The following is an 18,705-nucleotide window of genomic DNA, read 5'->3' as shown; positions in this document are numbered from 1 at the left end:
CGCTATGCCTGACCTTATACCTGACCTTATGCCTGAATATAAGCCTAAATATAAATTAGTTATCTTTGATTGGGATGGCACCTTGATGGACTCGGTTGCTCGTATTGTTTCGGCAATGCAAGCCGCTGCACATCATTGTCAATTAGAGATGCCAACAGCAATGCAAGTAAAAGAGATCATTGGCTTAAGTTTACCTATCGCACTGGATATTCTGTTTCCGCATAGCTCCCAATCGCAATTGACCGCGATGCTCAGTCAATATAAATATCAATATGTCGAGGGTGATAATCCGCCAGCCCCTTTATTTGATAATGCACTGTCACTGCTAACTGCGCTTAAGGATAATAATACACTGCTTGCGGTAGCAACAGGTAAAGGGCGGCAAGGTTTACAACGGGTTTTTTGTGAAAGCCAAACTGAGCACTTCTTCCATGCCTCACGCTGTGCCGATGAAGCGCGGTCAAAACCTGATCCGCAAATGGTCTTAAGTCTATTGACAGAACTGAACATTTTACCCGAGCAGGCTGTTATGATTGGTGATACTAGTTATGATATGCAAATGGCGCAAGCAGCGGGAGTTGATAGGATTGGTATCACTTTAGGAGTGCATGATAGAGAGGTATTAAACCGTTATCAACCAAAAGCCATTGTTGACTCTTTGGCAGAGTTGCAGCAGTTATTACTGCCTGCTTAGGGGCCGCTAACGCCTTATGATTTTATGCACGAGTATCTGCAATGACACTTAATATAAAGGCAGTCCCTAAGGGGACTGCCTTTATCATTTCTATACTCTATTAATGAATCTTGTTTTGCTCGGCCAATACATCGATACCCTGTTGTTTTAATAAGGCAACTAGCTTAATTAAGGGTAAACCTATTAAAGTATTTGGATCATCCCCTTCAAGTCGACTAAATAAACATATTCCTAAACCCTCACTTTTAAAGCTACCAGCGCAGTTATAAGGTTGCTCGGCTTGAAGGTAATTAGTGATTTCCTCTAGGCTTAATGGTTTAAAATGCACGATAAAGGGCTCGACTAAAGCCGCCACAGTATCTTTTTTACTGTCATAGACACAAAGCCCCGTATAAAAGGTAATGCTTTTACCGCTAAATTTAGTTAATTGTATAACCGCATTGTCAAAATTATGGGGTTTTCCAATAATTTCTCCTTCACATACAGCTACCTGGTCTGAACCAATAATTAAAGCACTTGGGTACTGTGCGGTAACCGCTTTTGCCTTTTCAATGGCAAGGCGCTCAACTAAAGCCTGTGGTGATTCACCTTGCTGAGCACTTTCATCAATATTAGGTTTTGCGCAGTTAAACGGTAATTGCAGTTTTTCTAAAATGGTTTTACGAAATACAGAGGTAGAGCCTAGCACTAAGGTTTTCATATTGAGCCTTTAAAATGAGAATGATGAGTTGAGCAGGTAAAGTTAACGCAATTGATTATTTGAATGACAAACGTTGTCTAAATAAACAATTATTAAGCAATTATTACTATTATTGGAGCTATCTTGAGCTTTTAAACAAAATAGTGCAATTTTCTTTTGACACTTGCCTATAGGGACTATAATATGCGCGGCTTATGCAGAATCTTAAACTTCCAATAACAATTAGCCCATCCCGTAGTGCACAGCGCAGACTTGTGTGTGAAGGTGCGTTTAAATTGTCAGATATGACTCGATTACTTGCTGAATGCGAAAGCCGAAGCGATGAAGTCAAAGTTAGTGTTAAGTTTGATGTCGATGAACGTGGTTTGACAGTAATGTCAGGTACGAGCTCGACATTAGTTGCATTAACTTGTCAGCGGTGTAACGAAAATTTTGACCATAAACTTAAAGTAGAGTTTACTTTTAGTCCGGCCAAAAATGAGGAAGCCGCTGAAAAAATTCCGTCATATTATGACGTAGTAGAATTAGATGAAAATGGTGAAGTAAACTTACGCGAATTAATAGAAGAAGAGTTCATGCTTATTCTTCCATTAATTCCACGGCATAAAATTCGAGACTGTCCAGCAGATGCTGATTCAGTTTGGGGTGAATTGCCAGAAGAGCTTGAGAAGCCAAATCCATTTGATGTATTAAAACAATTCAAGTAGTTAATAAGCATACAGCCCTTTAACTAATAACCGATTTAGGAGAAACTCATGGCAGTTCAAAAAAGCAAAAAGTCTCGTTCAAGACGTGGCATGCGCCGTTCACATGATGCAGTTACACCAGAAAACTTATCAGTAGATCCAGTATCAGGTGAAACGCATCGTCGTCACCATATAACGGCTGATGGCTTTTACAAAGGCGTTAAAGTAATCGCTGTTTAAGCGATTACTTTGTTATAGTAAAATAGTTTAGGCTTCGCGCTTGAGCTTAGATACTAATCTAACCATCGCGTTAGATGTTATGGGGGGCGACCAAGGCCCCTTTATAACAATTTCTTCAGCAATAATGGCGATAAAGCAACAGCCTAAATTGCACCTCATTCTTTGTGGTGATGAACTAATCATTACAGAAACTCTTGCTCGTCTCCATATTTCTAAAGAAAAATTAACTACTCATAAACAATTAAGTATTTTCGCTACTTCACAAGTCGTCTCTATGACCGATAAACCTATTGTGGCTTTGCGTACTAAAAAAGATTCATCAATGCGTAAAGCGCTTGATCTCGTTCATGACGGGCGTGCACAAGCCTGTGTCAGTGCTGGTAATACCGGTGCACTATTTTCAATGGCACACTTTGTCTTAAAGAACTTACCCGGGGTCGAACGCCCAGCACTTATTTCATCTCTACCTACCCATGATAAAGATAAACATGTCTTTATGCTTGATCTAGGCGCCAATGTCTTTTGTGACTCTCATGTATTATACCAATTTGGTGTTATGGGCTCAGTAATGGCCGAGCAAGTCGATGGCATTACTAAACCGCGCATTGCTTTACTCAACATGGGTGAAGAAGCCATTAAGGGCAGCGATCATATAAAACTTGCCGCACTTGAATTAAAAGAAAATGAAGATATTAACTACGTCGGTTTTATAGAAGGTTGTGATATCTTTTCTAATAAAGCCGATGTCATTGTCTGTGATGGTTTTGTTGGTAATGTTGCTTTAAAGACCTGTGAAGGTGTCGCTCGCTTAGTTTATGAAAAGTCAAAAACGGCCTTTAATGCGAGTTTAGTGGCTAAATTGTTTGGTTCCTTGTTAAAACCTAGCTTTAAAAAGTTGTTTAAAACCATGAACCCCGACCAGTACAATGGCGCAAGTTTGATAGGATTACGTGGTATTGTCGTTAAGAGTCATGGTAATGCCAATATAGGTGCTTTTTTAGCCGCAATTATGGAAGCGGTTAAAGAAGTTGAAAGGCAAGTACCTGAAAAAATCAAAAACTCTTTAGAACACGGTTTTTCTGCTCGATAGTGATTCATAGCTGATTCAGCGTCTCGATAAGTAACAAAATCGACAGCATTAACTTCAATAAAAATAATCAATAATCGTATTTACTAAATAGAACTTAAATAGAGAATCAAGATGCAAAATAAATTAGCATTCGTATTTCCAGGGCAGGGCTCTCAAACTGTTGCCATGCTCAGTGACTTTGTAGAAAATAGTATTGTACAAGCAACCTTTACCGAAGCTTCTAAAGCTTTGGGTTATGACTTGTGGCAATTAGTTGCTCAAGGCCCAGCAGAAAAACTCAACCAGACCAATTTTACCCAACCAGCATTGTTAACTGCTAGTGTTGCCTTATGGCGTGTTTGGCAAGCCGAGTCTGATGTGACTCCCGATGTTATGGCTGGTCACAGTTTAGGCGAATATTCTGCCTTAGTTTGTGCCGGTGTTTTTTCCTTAAGTGAAGCGGTAGTGCTGGTTGAAAAACGTGGTGAATTTATGCAAGCCTGTGTACCTGCAGGTGTTGGCGCTATGGCTGCGGTTATTGGCTTAAGCGACGATGAGACTATTAAAGCCTGTGCCACGGCAAAAGAAACACAAGTGGTTTCTGCGGTGAATTTTAATTCTCCAGGCCAAGTGGTTATCGCCGGTCATAAAGAAGCCGTAGAACGTGCTGGAGTACTATGTAAAGAGGCAGGCGCCAAACGCGTTTTACCGCTACCAGTAAGCGTGCCATCGCACTGTGCTTTAATGACTGATGCTGCCACTAAGTTGGCCGTTGAACTCGATAAAGTGACCTTTAAAGTGCCAGCCATTAATGTGGTCAATAATGTTGATGTAGCTAAAGAAACAGCAAGCGCAGCAATTAAAGCCGCCTTGGTTAAGCAACTATATTCACCGGTTCGTTGGAGCGAAACTATCAGCCAACTTGCCAGTGAAGGTATCGAAAAAGTTGTTGAAGTGGGTCCAGGTAAGGTCTTGCAAGGCTTAAATAAGCGGATTAACAAATCACTAAAAAGTGTGAGCTACAACACTAATGATACTTTGCAACAAGCAAAAGATCTTATTAATAGTTAAGTAAAACAATCGATAATTTTAAATCATTGCTAAGTTATTGTTAAATAGCTGACAGAAACTAGCAAAATATTATTAATGTAAATAACTCGTTAACTCGTTAACTTGTTCTGCAAGTTAGCGTGATAAAATAAAAATAGTAGGTATAAATATGTTTTCATTAGAAGGTAAAGTCGCTTTAGTAACTGGCGCGAGCCGCGGTATTGGTAAAGCGATAGCAACACAATTACAAGCACTTGGTGCAACGGTAATTGGTACAGCGACATCAGAAAATGGCGCAAAGAACATTGCCGAATACTTAACGGAAAATAATGGCAGTGGTATGGGCTTAGTGCTTAACGTGACCAGTGATGATTCGATCAGCGAAATGTTCGCTGCTATTAAAGAAGCACATGGTTCTATTGATATTTTGGTCAATAATGCCGGTATTACCCGTGATAACTTGTTTATGCGTATGAAAAATGACGAGTGGCAAGATATCATTGATACTAACTTAACGTCGGTATTTAAAGTAAGTAAAGCGGCTATTCGTCCTATGATGAAGAAACGCACTGGCCGTATCATCAATATAGGCTCTGTTGTGGGAACTATGGGTAATGCCGGTCAAGTAAACTATGCTGCAGCTAAAGCGGGCTTATTAGGCTTTACTAAAGCCTTGGCACGTGAAGTCGCTTCTCGTGGTATTACTGTTAATACAGTTGCACCAGGCTTTATTGATACTGATATGACAAAAACACTGACTGACGAGCAAAAAGAGGGTATTTTCTCTCAAGTACCGGCAAAACGTTTAGGTAAGCCAGAAGAGATTGCCAGTACGGTAGCTTTCTTAGCTTCTGATGCTGCTGCTTATGTGACGGGTGAAACTATTCACGTCAATGGTGGTATGTATATGGTGTAAGCCTTATTTGTTAAGCCTTACATTGTTTTTTAATAATATTTTTCAATAGTTCAACAGGTTAGACCAGATAAAAAAGTGAATTAGAAGCTTGCATGGTGAGCTGTTGACGAATACACTACACACAATTTGAAAGAATACACTTTTTAGTAAAGGAAAGAAGATGAGTAATATCGAAGAACGCGTAAAAAAAATTACAGTTGAACAACTAGGTGTTAGTGAAGCAGAAGTAAAAATTGATTCATCATTTGTTGATGACTTAGGTGCTGACTCATTAGACACTGTAGAATTAGTTATGGCGTTAGAAGAAGAATTTGATACTGAAATTCCTGACGAAGAAGCTGAAAAGATCACTACAGTGCAAGCAGCAATCGATTACGTTACTGCAAACCAGTAATTGTTAATAAGTTCGATTTTATCGGGCTTATAAAATAATAAAAGCGGTATACTTAATTGTAAGTGACCGCTTTTTTTTTATCTTTAATATGACGATAATACTTAACTTATGGGCTAAATTAAGCCTTAACTTAGGTAATACAATAAATTTTTCGGAGGCCGCTCTGTTATGAGACGTGTAGTAGTTACTGGTATGGGCATGCTTAGCCCTTTAGCCAACACCGCAGAAGAAACCTGGCAAAACCTGTTACTTGGAAAAAGTGGTATAGCTAATATTGACCATTTTGATACCACAGATTATCCAACTAAGTTTGCTGGTTTAATAAAAGGTTTTGATGCGCAAAACTATATGGAACGAAAAGAAGCCAAGAAAATGGATCTTTTCATTCAATACGGTGTTGCTGCTGGTGTGCAAGCTTTTAAAGATTCAGGCCTTGAAATAACCGAGCAAAATGCTCCTCGTATTGGTGTTGCTGTTGGCTCAGGTATTGGCGGTTTAGGATTAATTGAACAAAACCACAATAAGCTGTTAAAAGCCGAAGGTAATCCGCGTAAGTTATCGCCATTTTTTGTCCCCTCAACCATTATTAATATGATTGCCGGGCACATCTCTATTATGTTTGGTCTGCAAGGTCCAAATATTGCTATTACCACAGCCTGTACTAGTGGTGTGCACAATATCGGCCATGCTGCGCGTATGATTGCTTATGGTGATGCCGATGCTATGGTTGCTGGTGGTGCTGAAAAAGCATCTACTACCCTAGGTATGGGCGGCTTTGGTGCTGCACGGGCTTTATCTCGTCGAAATGACGACCCAGAGGCCGCATCGCGTCCTTGGGATAAAGACCGTGATGGCTTTGTCCTTGGTGATGGTGCTGGTGTTATCGTTGTTGAAGAATATGAACATGCTAAAGCACGTGGCGCTAAGATTTATGCAGAGCTGGTTGGTTTTGGCATGAGTGGTGATGCCTACCACATGACATCACCACCTGTAAATGGTGATGGTGCAGCGCGTGCTATGCAAAATGCGATTAATGACGCAAAAATTGATATCAGTAAAATTGGCTATATCAATGCTCATGGTACTTCGACACACGCGGGTGACATTGCCGAAACTAATGCGGTTAAAACCGTATTTGGTAACAGTGCACACAAGGTTATGATGGGCTCTACTAAGTCAATGACTGGACACTTATTAGGTGCAGCTGGCTCTGTTGAAGCTATTTTTAGTATTCAGGCACTGATGCATAACCAAGTGCCGCCAACGATCAATCTAGATAACCCCGATGTGGGTTGTGATTTAGATTATATTGCCGGTGCAGCGCGTGATGTTGAACTTGAATACGTACTTTGTAACTCATTTGGTTTTGGTGGCACGAACGGCTCCCTTATCTTTAAGAAAATTTAGCTTAGTGCCTAATAACTAATACCAATTTCCTGAAAAACAATGAGTAAGCCTGAATGCTAGCCTCACTTTGAGGAAGTCTTCAGGCTTTTTTATGTCATACCAATTACACTAATGAATTGATCAACTTAGAGTTGTATTAGCGAGCTTAGAGCAAACAAAATTACTTAAACATAGTTATTCTATATTTCTTTAATTTTGAGTAGTTATTAGTTTGCTAATAAACTCCCAAAGGGCGAGTTTAAAAGGCCTACATGCATCGTTATTAATTTCGACAAGGGAATAACCATTCTCTTCAATCAATGCCTTGCCTCTAAGCCTTTTAATTCTCGCTAAGTGGTCAATTGATTAATGTACTTGGTATTTATCATTAATGTAGTGACAATCAATGAAATATTGCTCGGTAAATGGTCAACAGCAAACAGATATCCAAGTTACTGATCGCGGTTTAGCATACGGTGATGGACTATTCACCACAGCAAAAATTGTGGATGGCCAAATAGTATTACTCGATAAACATATCGAAAGATTAACGCTAGGTTGCCAGCAATTAAAGTTAACATCGCCAGTAATGGCAAACTTAACGGAACAATTGCAATCGGTTGCTAAAGCTTATCCGCTTGCAGTCTTAAAAGTGATGATTACTGCAGGTAGTGGCGGCAGAGGTTACTCGAGAATAGGGCTAAGCGAAAGCGCCACCAATGTTATTATTATGGTGTCAGATTTCCCAAGTCATTATAGCGCACTTGCCCAGCAAGGAATTAACTTAGGGGATAGTAAACAACAGCTATCGACTAGCCCTATGCTTGCGGGGTTAAAACATCTAAATAGACTCGAGCAAGTGTTATTAAAAGCTGAGCTTGATGATCGTATTGAAGATGACCTAATCGTTACTAATTGCCAAGGGTATGTCATAGAAGCAATCAGCGCTAATTTATTTTACTGGCTAGATGGGCAATTATGCACACCAGATTTATCATCCTCTGGCGTTAATGGTATTATTAGGAAGGCTATTTTAGCCAAATATCCGCATATTAACGTTAGCCAAATTAAGTTAAGCGAGCTTAAACAAGCACAAGGGATGTTTATCTGTAATTCTTTGATGGGCATTATCCCGGTAAAAACGTACAATAATCGCATACTTGCAATGGATGATGTGCAGCGACTGCAAAAGCAAATGACAGGGTTTATCTAAACGACCTTTATCTACTTATCTATCATATTTATTTTTAAAAAGGACAGGGTGTGCTCAAAAAACTAATTCTACTTATTTTGTTAGCATTGCTGAGCGCCGCGGCGACTTTAGCCTACCAATTTGATAAAGCTTTGACTACGCCGCTAGCCATTGCTCAAGATAACTTTTTAACTGTGTCCTCAGGCAGTTCTATTAGTTCTTTTGCTAAGCAATTAGAGCAAAAACAGTGGGTAACTACACGTTTTTGGCTAAGAAACTATGGTCGATTATTTCCACAAAAAGCCAATATTAAAGCGGGTACCTATCTGATAAAAAAAGATTCTACTTTAGCACAATTATTAGTCCAGCTTGTTGAGGGTAAAGAGCATCAGTTTTCAGTTACTTTTATTGAAGGCACTCGCTTTAAAGATGCTTTAGTTATTTTGGCAGAACATCCACAAATTAAACAAAGTGTTAACGGTAAACCCGTTAGTGAAATAGCAGCAAAACTTGGTATTGATTCAGCAAATCCAGAAGGTTGGTTATTTCCAGATACTTATGCCTTCACCGCAGATACTTTAGATTTAACCTTATTAAAACGTGCTTATGCCAATATGCAATCGCAGCTTAATACTGCATGGGAAGCTAGGGCTAAAAATTTACCTTATAAAACGCCTTATCAAGCGTTAATCATGGCTTCAATAATAGAAAAGGAAACCAGTTATATTGCCGAGCAGCCTGTGATCTCAGCAGTTTTTGTCAATCGTTTACGTAAAAGAATGCGTTTGCAAACCGACCCGACGGTTATTTATGGCCTAGGTGAACGTTATCAAGGGGATATCACCCGGGCACATTTACGTGAAAAAACAGCATATAATACTTATAGAATTAATGGCTTACCACCAACACCTATTGCAATGGCTGGTTTATCAGCTCTTAAAGCAACCTTGCACCCTGCAACGAGTGATTATTATTACTTTGTAAGTGGTGGTAACGGTAAACATGTTTTTAGTAAAACACTGGCTGAACATAATCGTGCGGTTAGGGATTACTTGAACAAACAAAAAAGAGCAAATCGGTAAAAGTAGCAGTAAGAGCTGAGTAGATATTACTCACGTGTTTAAAATACACAATTGATTAAATTAAAAAATAACTGACCCAAGGTAAAAGCGAAAATATGTCTACAGGAAAATTTATTGTCATTGAAGGCATGGAAGGTGCGGGTAAATCCTCGGCTATCGCAGTAATAGAAAATATCTTAAAGAAACAAGGTATTGACTATGTTAATACCAGAGAGCCAGGTGGCACACCTTTGGCTGAATCCTTGCGTGATATGGTCAAATCAGTAGATCACCAAGAAAAGCTTACTATTGAAACAGAATTGTTACTTATGTATGCCAGTCGCAGTCAATTGCTTGCCAACAAAATATTGCCAGCCTTAGCGGAAGGCAAATGGGTAATTGGGGATCGCCATGATTTAAGTTCACGTGCATACCAAGGCGGCGGTCGAGGCTTTGACGAAAATATTATGGATACTATCAGTAATATTACTTTAAAAGGCTTTCGCCCTGACATCACTCTCTATTTAGATATAGACCCACATATTGGTTTATCTCGTGCAAAAGCACGAGGTGATTTAGACCGTATTGAATTAGAGCAGATGGAATTTTTTATTCGTGTTCATAATAAATATCGCGAGCTAGCCGCACAGGATACATCTATTGTGACAGTTGATGCAGCACAAACAATGCTAGCCGTGCATCAAGATATAGAACAAGCGGTGATCAAATTTATCGCGCAAGCAGACTTGGATTAGATAGCCCATATGTTACAAATATGCCGCGAAAAGCAAGTGCAATTAAGCCGACAATATCAGCAACAAACCTTGGCTCATGCCATTATCTTGCAAGGTATAGCTGGTGCGGGTAAAGATGCCTTGGCAAAGTGGCTAATTGATTTACTAATATGCCAACAACCATTATCAAGCAGTGATTCTGCTGATGATGGCAACATCAGCAGAGCCTGTGAGCAATGCAAAGCTTGTTTATTAAGAAAAAGTAACAGTTATCCCGATCATTTATTATTAACCAGTGAGAATAAAACCTTAGGGGTTGATGATGTTCGTCGCGGTAATGCTTTCTTAGAAAAAACAGCGCATCTTGGCCGGTTGAAAACAATATTAATTCCTCAAGCGCAAACAATGACGATTGCTGCTGCTAATGCTTTATTAAAGACCTTAGAGGAGCCAAGCGCGAACAGTTATATTGTTTTAATTACCGATGATATTGAGTGTTTATTACCGACCATAATTAGTCGCTGTGCAATATATGCTATCAGACCTATGGTCGGTGAAGCATTATTGGCTCAACTCACAACATCGCTGCATGGTAACTCTCAAATAGCCAATGGCTCTAGTATTAATGACAAGTTAAATGCTAATGCTTTTGTTAATTTATCCCAATTGCCCGAATTAACCGATGAAGATGTTTTCCAAGCGTTTCAAGCCTTTAATCAATGCTTTTTAGATTACTTAAATCATGGTCAAAGTGAAGCTACTTTACTCAACCAGCTTGTGGATAATAAACACGGTTTACGTTGGCTAGAAAAAATAACCTGTAACCTAGTAAGGCAATATTATCTCGTTAATGGCTCAGATAATGACCCTGAACAGCCTACGCAGATTGTTAATCAGAAAATTTCAGTACAGGTGTTGAATCAAATATATCAAGCTATCATCAGTAGTCATAAACTGATAAAGTCTTATACACAAGCTAATCGACAATTCGTCGCTGAACAGCTACTTATGACGATAAATGATATCGTTAGACCATCGACATAGGAGAGCAACTTGGTTCCATTAAACGTAGAGTTTCATTCAGAGCGTGATTTATATCTTGCCTTTATGCCTTTTCTTAAAGAAGGTGGCGTTTTTGTCCGTACACCACGCCAATATGATCTCGGTGATGAAGTTGAATTACACATATTACTGCCAGATGCTTTAGAAGAGTCTGTTGTTCATGGTGAAGTTTGTTGGTTGACCCCCATTGGCGCGCAAAACGGTACTCCTCCTGGTGTTGGTGTTACTTTTGTTAAAGATCCTGAAAAAACTCGCCATCAAATTGAGCAAATAATCGCTCGACATTTAAATTCTTCAGAGCCGACGTTAACTATGTAATACGAAACGGAATAATTACTTAGTTCAATTGGTATAATACGGCTTTCTTGTCACACAATAAATAAGTGACAAAAATTATAACGGCTATTCAAAGCCAAACCTTTTAAAGCACAGGAGCTCCTCGTTGTTTATAGATTCTCATTGCCATTTAGATCGCCTTAATTTATCCCTTTATGATGATAATCTGGATAATGTTATCCAGGCTGCCAAAGCGGCAAAAGTAGATAAATTGCTTTGTGTCAGCGTGACCTTAGCTGATTTTCCTAAAATGGCAGAAAAAACCGCTCATTATGACAATGTATTGCTGACTTGCGGTGCTCATCCTTTAAATCAAGAAGATGAAATTATAACTGAGCAGCTATTAGCCTTAAGTCAAAATGAGCGAGTAATCGCTATTGGTGAAACTGGTTTGGATTACCATTACGCGCCAGAGACTAAAGCGTTGCAGCTTGATTCATTCAAAAAACATATTCACGTTGCCAAGCAATTAAATAAACCGCTCATTATTCATACTCGCGCAGCGCAAGAAGATACTTTAGCGCTACTGCGCAGTGAAGGGGCAGAGCAAGTAGGAGGTATTCTACATTGCTTTACTGAAAGCTGGGATATGGCTGAACAAGCGATAGCATTAGGCTTTTATATTTCTTTTTCAGGTATCGTTACCTTTAAAAATGCCACCGCATTAAGAGAAGTTGCGGCTTTAGTGCCTGATGATAAATTCTTAATCGAAACTGATGCACCTTATCTTGCTCCTGTACCTCACCGAGGTAAAGAAAATCAACCTGCTTATGTGGTCGAAGTCGCCAAACATTTAGCAAGTATTCGTGGCCAATCAGTTGAAGAAATAGCTAAACTTTCTAGTGATAACTTTAATCGACTTTTTAAGCTTTAATCCGCGGTTAAAACTTCCATCTATAGATACCTTGATAAATTTAAGACAAAAAAAGGCCCAAACAAACGTTTGGGCTTAAAGATTGGCTCAAGGGGTTTGAGCCGTGCGCTAATTAACCATTATCTGGTAATTAAGATAAAAACAAAAAACAAAAATAAACTAGGGTGTAAAATCCTGTTTACTAACACCTTAGCAGGAAAAACCTTACTCCCTGCTAAGCTTGTGTAATTAAGTGTAGTGTATGTTTTTTAAATAGCTAATGTTTTGTTGATTATTTATTTAGTTGTTATATTACAGGTGCTTAGGTGGTATTTTGTTGTTTCTGTGCAGGTTTTTAAATGATATTGTTAACAGCTGTAACACCGCTTTATCACACCTTTTACACAGGCTATGCACAGCGTGATTTTGTCTGTTTATTTGCCGGTTTAGGGCCGTAAGTGTTTTGATATTAACTAATGATAAGCGCAGTAAGCGGCTATCATTAGTTACTCGCTATTACTTAGTTTCAGTTAATAAAGCTAAACTTTCTTCAGCAAAACCGACTCCAGCCTCTGTATAAAAGTTAAAAACTTTATCAATGCCGAATTCTTCTAGTTGTAAACGTTCATCATCATAACGGGCGACGGCAGCAATTTTTCCTTGATAATTAGCCGCATTTAATTGGGTAGTAATGCTAATTGCATCTTGTACTGAAGGTAGCGCAAGTAATACTAATTCAATACGTGAAAGATCAATACTCTCCCAAAAGTGAATATCTTCAGCATCACCATAATAAGCTTCAATGCCTTCACTCGTTAACCAGGTTATTTTGTCTTTATCTGCATCTAAACCCCATGCCGGATTAGTACTATGGCTGTTAATGGCTTGATAAGCACCCATGCCAACGCGACCCATGCCGATTATAACAATAGGCCGCTGACAAGGTTGACAGAAACTGTCTTCGTCGAGTTTTTCTTGGCGTTCAAAATAGGATAAAAATCGTCTATGTTTAGCAAAGAGTGTGTGGGCAAAGCGATAAACGATATTCGTTATAATAAAGGAAATGGATACACTTAATGCCATGATCACTAACCAATCATTACTCAGCCAGCCCGCGGTTACGCTTAGCGCGCCAACAATTAAGCCAAATTCACTGAAATTACTTAATGATAAGGCACTGAGAAAGGCACTACGACAACGCATTTTTAATAGACTGAAAATGCCATAAAACAGCGCGAATTTAATCGGTATTAACAATACTAATATACTCGCTAAACCTAGCATTTCTAGTGTTGGTATCGCAGTAAAACCAATGGATAAGAAGAAGCCAATTAAAAAGATATCTTTAAAACTCATTAAGGCTTTATTAATTTCAGAGGCTTTAACATGAGAGGCTAAGAACATACCAACAATAAGCGCACCTAAGTCTCCCTTAATGTTCACCAGTTCGAATAATTCATAGCTACCAAGTGCTAGGAAAAAGCCCATTAAGGGAATGAGTTCACCATGGCCAACATGGCTAATCACTCTATTAATAAGGGGTTTGATTAGAAATAGCCCCAGTAGGGCAAAAGCCCATATTGATGGTGTTTTACCGGTAGCAACAACTAAAAAGACAACGGCAACTATATCTTGAATAACCAGTATACTTACCGCTAATTTTCCGTGGCGGGTACGCATCTCGCCATTTTCTTCTAATAATTTTATCACGCAAACTGTGCTACTAAAGCTTAAGGCAAAAGCGATTAACGCTGCCGTCATAAAATCTAAATCACTGAAATAACTCACTGACATTAGCGCGAGTATTTTAATAAAGCTTATGGTGACCACAATCCAAAGTAAAGTATGTAAAGAGCAACCTAGCCAAACTTCTGTTTTGAATAGGTTTTTCACGTTGAGCTTTAAACCTATGGTAAATAGCATGATGGTAATACCTAAATCACTGAGTACACTCAAGCTTTCATCTGCTTGATAACCAGCGATATTTAAGATAAAACCAGCCGCAAGGAAACCAATAGAGGGAGGAAGTGAGGTGGTTTTTGCTGCCAAGCCGCAGATAAAGGCGAAAAGTATCCAGATAAAGTCCATAGCATTACTCTATTTAAGTTGTTTTACTGAGCGGGAAAGTTCTAGGTGTTTGTAACAAATGCAGGCATAAACCTTGATATCTACATCTTTGCAGAAGTTACTTTATATCGATAAATACCTTGGCAGGTATTCATCGCTATAGAAGATAAGTTTACCTTAAAAACAAACTCTTATACCAATTAAATTAGTAAGTTTGACGGCAATGAATTTATGATAATAAGGTACTTGTGTGAGCAATAGTTGGCTATTAGGGTTGAGAGTAAGCCCGTTATAGTCACTTGAGGCCATTTTAGCCGAGCATTTTGGTCTTTACTTGCCATAGCCCCGTTCTTTATTGGAGCTTGTTCTTTAGCTTACTGAGCTAAATTAGTCGGCTAACCATTTATTAATTTCACTGTACATAAAATCACGGATTATTGGCTGTGCTTTGGCATTTGGATGTAAGTTATCATTAAGCATTAACGAAGTATCAACAGCTATGTCACTCATAAAGTAGGGCATAAGGTAAGCGCCGGTTTGTTTGGCAACCTTACTATAACTGTCGGTAAACATTTGACGATATCTTGGACCTAAGTTAGGCGGGATATGAATCTCCATTAAGGCTACTTTCGCACCATGTTGTTGACTTATGGTGACCAACTGACTTAAATGCTTCTGCAACAATTTTACAGGAAAGCCTCTAATACCATCATTACCACCCAGTTCAATCAATACATGACTCGGTTGGTGTGTTTTAAGCCAAGCATCAATTTTCAATAAGGCGTTATCGGTCGTTTGACCACTTATAGCGGTATTAATTACTGTGATGGCTTGGTTTTTTTCTATATATTTATTTTGTAACAAATGAACCCATGCTTGTGCTTGCTCAAGCCCATAGCCAGCGCTTAAGCTGTCACCAATAAGTAATATTTTGTCGTTTGCATGGCTTGTTAATGACAAGTTTGTCAAAATTAAGATAATAATAGATTTTAGGAAACAGCGTGTCATGTCAGTACTTTCTCAGTTAAATGTTATTCAAGTGTCAGGGCTTACTCAGCGTGTTAACACACTTGAAGGAAGCCTCACTATCCTTAGCGATATAAACTTTTCTGTCAAGTCAGGGGAGTCAGTCGCAATTGTTGGTGCTTCTGGCTCGGGTAAATCAACCTTGCTGAGTTTGTTGGCAGGATTAGATGTGGCAAGTCAGGGTGAGGTTCATCTCGACGGTGATGCCTTAAGTACACTCGATGAAGAAGCACGTGCTCAGTTACGGGCTGAAAAAATTGGTTTTGTCTTTCAATCATTTATGTTGGTGCAAAGTTTAACCGCTCTTGAAAATGTCATGTTACCAGCAGAGCTGGCCGGTGACCATGATGCCAAAGCACAAGCGGTTGAATTATTGGATAAAGTAGGGCTTTCACATCGACTTGGACATTATCCTTCACAATTATCCGGCGGTGAACAACAAAGAGTTGCTATTGCTAGAGCCTTTATTGGCTCGCCTAAAATACTTTTTGCCGATGAGCCTTCAGCAAATCTTGACAGTAAAAATGGTCATTTGATTGAAACACTACTCTTTGATTTAAATAAGCAAAACGGTACTACTTTGGTACTCGTGACACATGATGAACAATTAGCAAAAAAATGCCAGCGCATTATACATATTGAAGGCGGACAACTGGAAAAAATCAGCGAAGGGGTAGCTGCCAATGTGGGTTAAACTGGCCTTTAAGCTATTCTCTCGAGAATTTAGACGTGGTGAACTAACTATTATCTTTGCTGCCATTGCTCTGGCTGTGCTTACCGTATTTAGTTTATCTGCAATTACCGAGCGAATCAGTCTAAATATTGCGCAAAAAAGTAGTGACTTTATTGCCAGCGATCGTCGCTTATCAAGTAATCATGCTTTTGAGCCACAGTTGCTCAAGCAAGCGAGTCAATTTGGTCTGGCAACGGCACAAATGCTTTATTTTGATTCCATGCTCTTTGCCAATGATGAATTAGTTTTAGGCTCAGTGAAGGCGACCACTGCTGCTTATCCTCTGCGCGGAAAAATCACCATCAAGGACAATCTTGCCAGCAAAGCCTATGAAGTCGATACTGGCCCTAAGGCCGGTTCAGTTTGGCTTAGTGAAGGCTTGTTTTATACTCTTAAGGTAAACGTTGGCGATAAGGTTGAGTTGGGCGCTGGTAATTTTAACGTCACTAAAGTGTTAGTAAAAGAGCCTGATGCGCCATTTTTCTCGTTATCGGGTAATAAGCGTGTGCTGTTAAACTATGCCGATATTGTAACTACTCAAGCGGTTCAACCCGGTAGTCGAGTATTCCACCGTCTACTTTTTGCGGGTAATGAACAAGAGTTAAGTGATTATTATGCTTGGCTCAAACCTCAGCTTAAAAGTAACCAAAACTGGCAAGGTCTTAAAGATAGACAATCACCACTGGGCAATAACTTAGACCGTGCCGAACGCTTTCTATTATTGGCCGGATTATTTGGCATAATGTTAGCCGCGGTTGCTATGGCTGTGTCAGCTAAGCGCTATTGTGAGCGACAGTACGACCCCGTTGCCATGATGAAAACACTGGGTGGTAGTCGTAAAGTTATCCGTAATATTTTTCTTTTACACCTTAGTTTGGTGACAACTTTTTCAATCGTTGCCGGTTTAGCGCTAGGCTTTGTCTTGCAAACCATAGGCGCTGATTATTTGGCTACCTTTATGGGCACCGAATTGCCGCAAGCGGGTGTACGTCCTTGGTTATTATCTGCTTTTATCGGTCTTGTTTGTGCATTGATGTTTTCACTTAAACCGCTGTTAGATTTATTTGATATTCCGCCGCTTCGAGTATTGCGCCGTAACTTAGGTGATACCTTAGCAATAAGCCGAATTCATATTGGCCTTTCAATGCTAACTATTTTTGTCTTGATGTGGCTATTTAGTGGTGAGATTGTTACTACCTTAATTTTATTTGCTTCGACTTTAGTTGTCATTGCGGTTTTATTTGCTTTATCACGCTTATTATTTGCTGCAGGTCGTAAACTAGGACTTAGACCAGGATCTAGTTGGTCATTAGCAATAGCCACCTTACAAAAAAGAGCCAATGCCAATGCCATCCAACTGATCAGTTTCGCTTTAGCGATTAAGTTAATGCTATTTTTGGTGGTATTAAAAAACGACATCATTTCAGACTGGCAAATGCAAGTACCTGCAGATGCACCTAATATGTTCATCATCAATATCGCTAAAGAAGAAGTGACGCCAATCAAAAAATTCTTTAAGGACAACAACATTGCCCATGAAGACTTTTATCCCGTATTTAGTGGCCGTGTTGATGCTGTAAATGGCGAAGAATTTGCTCGTCGCGTGTCTAAACAAGAGGGTGAGGAAAAAGATGAAAATGCCAGAGAAGGGGTCAGTAGAGAGCCTAATTTAACTTGGTTAACATCTTTGCCTGAAGGTAATGAAATAACTGAAGGAGAATGGTTTACTGATGGCGGTACTGGTGATGATATTGAAGTATCCGTTTTTGATGGTTGGCAAGAAACTCTTGGCTTAAAAATTGGCGATACCATTACACTTTTGGTCAATGAACAACCAATAGACGCTAAAGTCACAAGTTTCAGGAAAGTCGATTGGGGTAGCCTAAAACCCAATTTCGTTATGATTTTAAGCCCTAATATGGCCGGAAAAGTACCGGTAACCTACTTTAGTGCTGCGAAATTACATGATCGCGATACCAAAGGTATCAGCCAGTTATTACAGCGATACCCAACAATAAGTATGATAGATATCAAGGCACAAATTGAACAGGCGCAAGCAATTATTGCGCAAGTATCCTTAGCTATTGGTTTTGTTTTATCTATTGTCCTCGTCAGTGGTGCTTTAGTACTTATTTCTCAGGTTCAAGCAAGCTTGGCTGAGCGTATGCAAGAAGTGGTGATTTTACGAACTTTAGGCGCTAAAGGTCGGTTGATTAAGTTGGCAACACTTTATGAGTTTATGCTGTTGGGAGGCATTGCCGGCTTAGTTGCCGCAATAGTGAGTGATGTTGCTTTACTGGTTATTCAACAGCAACTCTTTGATATAGCAGGGCGCCTTCATCCTTATATATGGTTGTTAGGGCCGGTAAGTGGTGCATTATTTGTTTCAAGCATTGGTTATCTTATGGTGGCTAATACCATGCGACAAAATACCCAAGGCTTGTTAAGGAAGCTTGGTTAAACACAGATAACGACCCTGCTTATCGCTTGGGTCGTTATGCTCGCA

Annotated in this window: 19 protein-coding genes; 16 read left to right on the top strand and 3 right to left on the bottom strand. The window is 39.4% G+C overall.

The genetic code is table 11. The features are described from left to right. Window positions 1-4 precede the first annotated feature (4 nt). On the top strand, window positions 5-694 hold the full coding sequence (locus tag HRT55_RS17330; protein ID WP_291623222.1) for an HAD-IA family hydrolase: 690 nt from the start codon (window positions 5-7) through the stop codon (window positions 692-694). A 100-nt stretch (window positions 695-794) separates the two neighbouring features. On the opposite strand, the gene HRT55_RS17325 is transcribed toward HRT55_RS17330, so the two are convergent. Further along, a complete protein-coding gene (locus HRT55_RS17325; protein ID WP_291613535.1) occupies window positions 795-1,394 on the bottom strand; it encodes a nucleoside triphosphate pyrophosphatase in 600 nt (199 codons plus the stop codon). A 194-nt stretch (window positions 1,395-1,588) separates the two neighbouring features. Here HRT55_RS17325 and yceD point away from each other — a divergent pair, with 194 nt between their 5' ends. From yceD to HRT55_RS17260, 13 genes are all read left to right on the top strand, one after another. Next, a complete protein-coding gene (yceD, locus tag HRT55_RS17320; RefSeq protein ID WP_291613533.1) occupies window positions 1,589-2,101 on the top strand; it encodes a 23S rRNA accumulation protein YceD in 513 nt (170 codons plus the stop codon). Between the two features lie 48 nt (window positions 2,102-2,149). After that, window positions 2,150-2,320 carry a 50S ribosomal protein L32 gene (gene rpmF / locus HRT55_RS17315; protein WP_011043108.1) on the top strand — a complete coding sequence of 57 codons (171 nt, stop codon included), beginning with the start codon at window positions 2,150-2,152 and terminating at the stop codon, window positions 2,318-2,320. A 40-nt stretch (window positions 2,321-2,360) separates the two neighbouring features. Continuing rightward, window positions 2,361-3,410, top strand: coding sequence for a phosphate acyltransferase PlsX (plsX, locus tag HRT55_RS17310; protein ID WP_291623220.1), 1,050 nt, complete (start codon window positions 2,361-2,363; stop codon window positions 3,408-3,410). Between the two features lie 111 nt (window positions 3,411-3,521). Beyond that, entirely contained in the window at window positions 3,522-4,460 is a 939-nt protein-coding gene (fabD, locus tag HRT55_RS17305) for an ACP S-malonyltransferase (protein WP_291623218.1), read from the top strand. A gap of 148 nt (window positions 4,461-4,608) precedes the next feature. Beyond that, the gene (gene fabG, locus HRT55_RS17300) at window positions 4,609-5,355 is read left to right on the top strand and encodes a 3-oxoacyl-ACP reductase FabG (RefSeq protein ID WP_291616785.1); all 747 of its coding nucleotides are present in this window, start codon (window positions 4,609-4,611) and stop codon (window positions 5,353-5,355) included. Window positions 5,356-5,515: 160 nt separating this feature from the next. Next, window positions 5,516-5,749, top strand: a complete 234-nt coding sequence (gene acpP, locus HRT55_RS17295) for an acyl carrier protein (protein ID WP_011043112.1) — start codon at window positions 5,516-5,518, stop codon at window positions 5,747-5,749. Between the two features lie 168 nt (window positions 5,750-5,917). Beyond that, window positions 5,918-7,156, top strand: coding sequence for a beta-ketoacyl-ACP synthase II (gene fabF / locus HRT55_RS17290; protein WP_291616793.1), 1,239 nt, complete (start codon window positions 5,918-5,920; stop codon window positions 7,154-7,156). Window positions 7,157-7,541: 385 nt separating this feature from the next. Further along, window positions 7,542-8,348 carry an aminodeoxychorismate lyase gene (pabC, locus tag HRT55_RS17285; protein WP_291623216.1) on the top strand — a complete coding sequence of 269 codons (807 nt, stop codon included), beginning with the start codon at window positions 7,542-7,544 and terminating at the stop codon, window positions 8,346-8,348. 50 nt (window positions 8,349-8,398) lie between these two features. Further along, window positions 8,399-9,409 (top strand): endolytic transglycosylase MltG, encoded by a 1,011-nt coding sequence (gene mltG, locus HRT55_RS17280; protein ID WP_291623214.1) that lies wholly within the window; start codon window positions 8,399-8,401, stop codon window positions 9,407-9,409. Window positions 9,410-9,504: 95 nt separating this feature from the next. After that, window positions 9,505-10,143, top strand: coding sequence for a dTMP kinase (tmk, locus tag HRT55_RS17275; protein WP_291623212.1), 639 nt, complete (start codon window positions 9,505-9,507; stop codon window positions 10,141-10,143). A gap of 9 nt (window positions 10,144-10,152) precedes the next feature. Then, window positions 10,153-11,166 carry a DNA polymerase III subunit delta' gene (locus HRT55_RS17270; protein WP_291623210.1) on the top strand — a complete coding sequence of 338 codons (1,014 nt, stop codon included), beginning with the start codon at window positions 10,153-10,155 and terminating at the stop codon, window positions 11,164-11,166. A gap of 9 nt (window positions 11,167-11,175) precedes the next feature. Further along, a complete protein-coding gene (locus HRT55_RS17265) occupies window positions 11,176-11,502 on the top strand; it encodes a PilZ domain-containing protein (protein WP_291616927.1) in 327 nt (108 codons plus the stop codon). A gap of 124 nt (window positions 11,503-11,626) precedes the next feature. Then, window positions 11,627-12,394 carry a TatD family hydrolase gene (locus tag HRT55_RS17260; RefSeq protein ID WP_291623208.1) on the top strand — a complete coding sequence of 256 codons (768 nt, stop codon included), beginning with the start codon at window positions 11,627-11,629 and terminating at the stop codon, window positions 12,392-12,394. A gap of 495 nt (window positions 12,395-12,889) precedes the next feature. Here the strand turns inward: HRT55_RS17260 and HRT55_RS17255 are convergent, their stop codons facing one another. Continuing rightward, window positions 12,890-14,461: a cation:proton antiporter family protein gene (locus HRT55_RS17255; RefSeq protein ID WP_291623206.1), complete on the bottom strand. Its 1,572-nt coding sequence runs from the start codon at window positions 14,459-14,461 to the stop codon at window positions 12,890-12,892. A 366-nt stretch (window positions 14,462-14,827) separates the two neighbouring features. Continuing rightward, entirely contained in the window at window positions 14,828-15,448 is a 621-nt protein-coding gene (locus tag HRT55_RS17250; RefSeq protein WP_291623204.1) for an arylesterase, read from the bottom strand. Between HRT55_RS17250 and HRT55_RS17245 the strand changes: the two genes are divergently transcribed. Beyond that, window positions 15,447-16,160, top strand: a complete 714-nt coding sequence (locus HRT55_RS17245; protein WP_291623202.1) for an ABC transporter ATP-binding protein — start codon at window positions 15,447-15,449, stop codon at window positions 16,158-16,160. The two genes, HRT55_RS17250 and HRT55_RS17245, sit on opposite strands and share 2 nt — an antisense overlap. Continuing rightward, complete coding sequence (locus HRT55_RS17240) at window positions 16,150-18,660, top strand: FtsX-like permease family protein (protein WP_291623200.1); 2,511 nt, start codon at window positions 16,150-16,152, stop codon at window positions 18,658-18,660. Before HRT55_RS17245 ends, HRT55_RS17240 begins: the two co-directional genes overlap by 11 nt. Window positions 18,661-18,705 lie beyond the last annotated feature (45 nt).

The organism is Colwellia sp. (assembly GCF_013214175.1).
Classification (GTDB): domain Bacteria; phylum Pseudomonadota; class Gammaproteobacteria; order Enterobacterales; family Alteromonadaceae; genus Colwellia.
The sequence above is the reverse complement of the archived record's forward strand: the minus strand, read 5'-3'. Positions and strand labels throughout refer to the sequence as shown.